At 69.9% G+C, this 3,676-nt stretch carries 4 protein-coding genes and 1 pseudogene; 2 read left to right on the top strand and 3 right to left on the bottom strand.

The features are described from left to right. Positions 1–57: 57 nt before the first annotated feature. The 3 genes from JNW91_RS30340 to JNW91_RS30330 form a co-directional block, all read right to left on the bottom strand. Positions 58–1,065: an FG-GAP repeat domain-containing protein gene (locus JNW91_RS30340; protein WP_203178913.1), complete on the bottom strand. Its 1,008-nt coding sequence runs from the start codon at positions 1,063–1,065 to the stop codon at positions 58–60. 136 nt (positions 1,066–1,201) lie between these two features. Then, complete coding sequence (locus tag JNW91_RS30335; protein ID WP_203178912.1) at positions 1,202–1,459, bottom strand: hypothetical protein; 258 nt, start codon at positions 1,457–1,459, stop codon at positions 1,202–1,204. After that, positions 1,459–1,695 (bottom strand): hypothetical protein, encoded by a 237-nt coding sequence (locus JNW91_RS30330; RefSeq protein ID WP_203178911.1) that lies wholly within the window; start codon positions 1,693–1,695, stop codon positions 1,459–1,461. Before JNW91_RS30330 ends, JNW91_RS30335 begins: the two co-directional genes overlap by 1 nt. 219 nt (positions 1,696–1,914) lie before the next feature. Between JNW91_RS30330 and JNW91_RS30325 the strand changes: the two genes are divergently transcribed. Continuing rightward, positions 1,915–2,886: a LuxR C-terminal-related transcriptional regulator gene (locus JNW91_RS30325; protein WP_203178910.1), complete on the top strand. Its 972-nt coding sequence runs from the start codon at positions 1,915–1,917 to the stop codon at positions 2,884–2,886. Between the two features lie 110 nt (positions 2,887–2,996). Beyond that, a pseudogene (locus JNW91_RS30320) lies at positions 2,997–3,676 on the top strand (MFS transporter); the annotation flags it as partial.

Here is a 3,676-nt window from a genome sequence, read left to right as displayed (position 1 = left end):
CGCCCTTCGGTCGGGCGGTGGCGGAGACGTAGACCAGGTCGCCCACCGCGAGATCGGTCACCTGGCTGCCGGCCGCGATGACGGTTCCGGCGCCGTCGGGTAGAGCCACAGGGTGCCGTCGGTCTTGCGGGTTACGAGGTCGGTGTAGCCGTCGCCGGTCACGTCCGCGCCGACGATCCGGTCGAACCCGCCCCAGCCGCTGCCGATCTGCCGCGACGAAGCGCTGCTGTACGGGGTGCCGTCGTCACGAACGATGTTGTTCGAGTACAACATCATCGTGCCGTCCGACTTGACGGCGATCAGGTCGGTGAAGCCGTCACCGGTGGCGTCGGCGTTGATGATCCGGTCCGCACTGCTCCAGCCGCTGCCGATCTGTCGCGACGAACCACTGTTGTACGGGGTGCCGTTGTCGCGTTCGATGTTGTTCGCGTACAGCCACAGGGTGCCATCGGTCTTGCGGGCCACCATGTCGTGATAGCCGTCGCCGGTCACGTCGGCGACCCCGGGGTCCTTCACCGGAGCCTGGCCGCCCGTGGTGATGTTGTTGTAGCGCCGTGCGACGTAGTTGCCCGCCGGGTGCGAGTCGATGAGACCGTCCCCGCCGCCGCTGAGCGTCTCCGTGTCGATCTTTACCGGCGTTGATCCGAAAGCGTAGTACTCGAAGCTGCCCGTCGATTGGTTGAGCCAGCGTTTGAAGAGGATGACGTGCTGGCTCGCGGAGTTCAGGACGTCGCCCGGCTGGAGGTCGCTCTTACTGATCTGCTTCGACACCGTGTACATGTTGTAGGTCGTCTTCGACGTCGAGAGGTGCCAGGCCATCGAGACGAACCCGGAGCAGTCGGTGCGGTAGTTCCTGCCGTTCTCGTCGCGGTGGTAGGCGCTCTGGCTGTAGTTGATGCTGCCGCGATTGTCGTACCAGTACTTGGCGCGGCTGAGCACCTCGTCCGGGGTGATCGATCCACCCACGCTGGAGGCGGCGAAGGCCGCCTCGGGCGTGCTTGCCAGCACGGTGGCGACGCCCCCGGAGAGGCCGACGCCGGCGGCGAGTGCCACGCCGAGCGACATGGTGGTCAGGCGACGAAACGCACTTTTTCGCATGGTGTTCCTTTCGGATTCATTCCGTTTTGAGGGCAGGCTTGTCCGGCCGCCGAACCGTGGACGGTGGCAGAGGTGGCCGAAAATTGGGTGGGTGGTGTCGTGGTCAGACGATTCGCCACGGACCGAGTAGGGGAGTGCTGGCGATTGTCCTGTCGACGATGCGGCGCAACGTTGTGGCGGCTTCCGTCGGATCGCCGCTGTCGACGAAGGCCAGGATGTCGGCGCTGTCCGGGCCGGCGCGGACTCGAAGGTGCTCTATCCCGCTCCCGGTGGCGTGCACGTGGATCAGATCTCGCAGCTCCGCCGGGTCGATGGCGGCCGTCGAGGTGAGCGGAGCGATGCGGATGTGCGCCGCGACCATCAGGACCACGCCGCTGGACCGACCGGTGCCGGTGCGCCCCAGCCGAATCCCTGGGCTCCGAACTGGACCGCCGAGGTGTCCTGCGCGGGGCCACCCCAGCCGAATCCCTCGGCGAACGCCGCCATCGGACCCGGTTCCGAGCTCAGGATGATCGCGAGGCCGAGGCCGAGGCCGAGGCCGAGGGCGAGGGCGATCGTGGCGCGGTAATTAACATTGATGAATGTAAATGGTCTCATTGACGTCTCTCCTGTGCTCGGAATGTCGCTCGGGGGATTCCGGGGGCTCCGTGGTCGATGTCGCCGCCGTGAGGAAAGCATCGCGGGCCCACCGCGCCCTGTCACCAGGTTCGGCCTGGCGTGACCCCGCCCGGCGGGAGCACGCCAGGTGCGAAACGGGTCCACGAGAACGCTCGGTGCGCGGCAGAATGTCGATTGGTCCTACCCGGGGGAGGGGTCATGTTCGACCTGCTGGGGCTGTCCGCGCAGCATGAGGCGGTCTACCGCGCCATGCTGCAGCGTCCCGACCTGAACGTCGCCGGCCTGTCCGATCACCTCGGCGTGTCGTCGGGGGAGGTGAGTGCGGCACTGGACGTGCTGGCCGACCTCGCGCTCGTTCGGCTCGACCCCCGGGGCGATCACGCCCGGCCGGTGCGACCGCAGGCCGGGCTGATGGCGCTTCTGACCAAGGTGGAGGCGGAGGTTGCCGTCCGGCAGCAACAGGTCGAGGCGACCAAGGCGGCCATCGCCGCCATCGCGACCGCCCACGACGACTACCACCAGGTGGCGGAAGGGCGGTTGCTGGGAGGGGTCGACAGCGTCCGGGACCGGCTCGCCGAGCTGGCCCACAGCGCCCGCACCGAGTGTCTTTCCTTCAGCAGCGGCGGTGCGCAGAGCCCGGACACGCTCGAGGCGGAGGCGCCGCTCGACCAGCAGGCTCTGCAACGGGGTGTCCAGATCCGCAACGTGTACCAGGACAGCTTCCGCAACGACCCCGGCACCCTCGCGCACGCCCGCTGGCTGGCGGGCCTCGGTGGGCAGTCACGCACGACACCGACGTTGCCGATGCGCATGGTCATCGTCGATCGGGAGGTCGCACTCGTGCCCATCGAGCCGACCAACCCGCGGCAGGGTGCACTGGAACTGCACAGCCGCGGGATCGTTGCCGGCCTGATCGCGCTCTTCGAACAGGTGTGGCACACCGCGACTCCGTTCGGCGAACAGGCGGCGGCCGACGAGCAGGGTCTCACCCGGCAGGAACGCGAGCTGCTGCGGCTGCTCGCCGCGGGGCACACCGACGAGTCGGCGGCCCGCAAGCTCGCGATCTCCCTGCGCAGTGTGCAGCGCATGATGACCTCCCTGACCGAGCGGCTGGGCGCCGCCAGCCGATTCCAGGCCGGCGTGCAGGCGGCCAGCAACGGTTGGGTGTGAGGACGGGGTGGCGATGAGTCACGTTCGTCGGCCCGGCCGGTAGCGAAACCCGCTGCCGCTGGTCCGGCGGGGTGCGCGAGGATGGGGCATCCCCGTCCTGAGGAGCGCAGATGGCCACCCACCTGACCGCGCCGCGTACCGCCGCCCGGCCCGATGTCGCGTCGATCCAGCGGCGCACCCTGCGGCTGCTCTTCACCACCCAGATCATCGGCGGCATCGGTGTGACCATCGGCATCGCCGTCGGCGCGCTGCTCGCCGCCCGCATCGCCGGCACCGCGGTGGCCGGCGTCGCCCAGAGCGCCGGGGTGGTCGGTGCGGCGCTGCTCGCCATCCCGGTCACCCGGATCATGGCGCGGCACGGCCGCCGACCGGGCCTGGTGCTGGCGTACGCCTTCGGTGCCGTCGGCGGCGTGTTGGTGGTGCTGGCCGCCGTCGTCCGCTCGGTGCCGCTGCTCTTCCTCGGCATGCTGTTCTTCGGCGGCGGCACGCCGCGAACCTGCAGGCCCGCTACACGGCGGTGGACCTGGCCGAGCCGGCCCGTCGTGGCCGGCAGCTCTCCCTCATCGTCTGGGCCACCACCATCGGCGCGGTGGCCGCGCCGAACTTCGCCGCGCTGGCCGACCGTGCCACCACCGGCTGGGGGCTGCCGCCGTTGGCGGGCCCGTTCGCGTTCAGCGCGGTCGCGTTCGTGCTGGCCGCCGGCGTACTCCTCGCGCTGCTCCGACCCGACCCGCTGCTCACCGCGCGGCGGCTCGCGGAGGCCGACGCGCCCGTCGTGCCGCCGTCCGGC

This window comes from Micromonospora parastrephiae (genome assembly GCF_016802865.1).
Classification (GTDB): domain Bacteria; phylum Actinomycetota; class Actinomycetes; order Mycobacteriales; family Micromonosporaceae; genus Micromonospora; species Micromonospora parastrephiae.
This window is presented reverse-complemented; position numbering and strand designations above follow the sequence as displayed.

What these genes read in the sequence shown, in the direction of transcription:
- JNW91_RS30340 (WP_203178913.1), bottom strand. Translation starts at nt 1,065, where the DNA reads ATGTCGCTCGGCGTGGCACTCGCCGCCGGCGTCGGCCTCTCCGGGGGC.
- JNW91_RS30335 (WP_203178912.1), bottom strand. Translation starts at nt 1,459, where the DNA reads ATGGTCGCGGCGCACATCCGCATCGCTCCGCTCACCTCGACGGCCGCC.
- JNW91_RS30330 (WP_203178911.1), bottom strand. Translation starts at nt 1,695, where the DNA reads ATGAGACCATTTACATTCATCAATGTTAATTACCGCGCCACGATCGCC.
- JNW91_RS30325 (WP_203178910.1), top strand. Translation starts at nt 1,915, where the DNA reads ATGTTCGACCTGCTGGGGCTGTCCGCGCAGCATGAGGCGGTCTACCGC.